We start from the raw sequence: 622 nt of genomic DNA, 5'->3' as shown, positions 1-622 counted from the left end.
GTCCCAGCCGAGCAGCAGCGGCACGGTGGCGATGTTCTGCGCCACCGTGCGATGCGGGAACAACCCATGGCCCTGGATGGCGTAGCCGATGCTGCGGCGCAGCTCGTATCCGGGCAGCGAGCGATTGTCGGCGCCGTCGATCTTGATGATGCCCGAAGTCGGCTCGACCAGCCGGTTGATCATCCTGAGCAGCGTCGTCTTGCCGGAGCCGGAGGTGCCGACGATGACGCAAACAGTGCGCGGCTCGATGACCATCGAGACGTCGTCGACAACGGGCGTTCCGTTATAGCGCTTGGTGATGCTTTCGATCTCGATCATGCGGGTTCCGCCCTGCGCTTGGTGGAGGTCATTTCGATGACCGCGTCGAGGATGATGGCCGCGGCAAAGGCCAGCGCCACGGTAGGCAGCGCGCCGAGAAGCACAAGGTCCATCGCCGTCTGGCCGACGCCCTGGAAGACGAAGACGCCGAAGCCGCCGCCGCCGATCAGCGCCGCGATGGTGGCGAGCCCGATATTCTGCACCAGCACGATGCGGATGCCGGTAAGGATCACGGGAAAGGCAAGCGGGAACTCGACATCGAACAGGCGCTGGCGGTCGGTCATGCCCATGCCGCGCGCTGCAT

At 65.3% G+C, this 622-nt stretch carries 2 protein-coding genes; both read right to left on the bottom strand.

Annotated elements, in window-relative coordinates:
- Window positions 1–318 (bottom strand): ATP-binding cassette domain-containing protein (locus EOA38_RS38330; RefSeq protein ID WP_127301666.1); only part of this gene is annotated, 318 nt, incomplete at its 3' end.
- A partial coding sequence (locus tag EOA38_RS38325; RefSeq protein WP_127301664.1) for an ABC transporter permease subunit occupies window positions 315–622 on the bottom strand: 308 nt, incomplete at its 5' end. The genes EOA38_RS38330 and EOA38_RS38325, both read right to left, overlap by 4 nt.

It is taken from the genome of Mesorhizobium sp. M1E.F.Ca.ET.041.01.1.1, assembly GCF_003997355.1.
Classification (GTDB): Bacteria; Pseudomonadota; Alphaproteobacteria; order Rhizobiales; family Rhizobiaceae; genus Mesorhizobium.
Note: the sequence above shows the minus strand (reverse complement) of the source record. Positions and strands in the feature narration are given on the sequence as shown.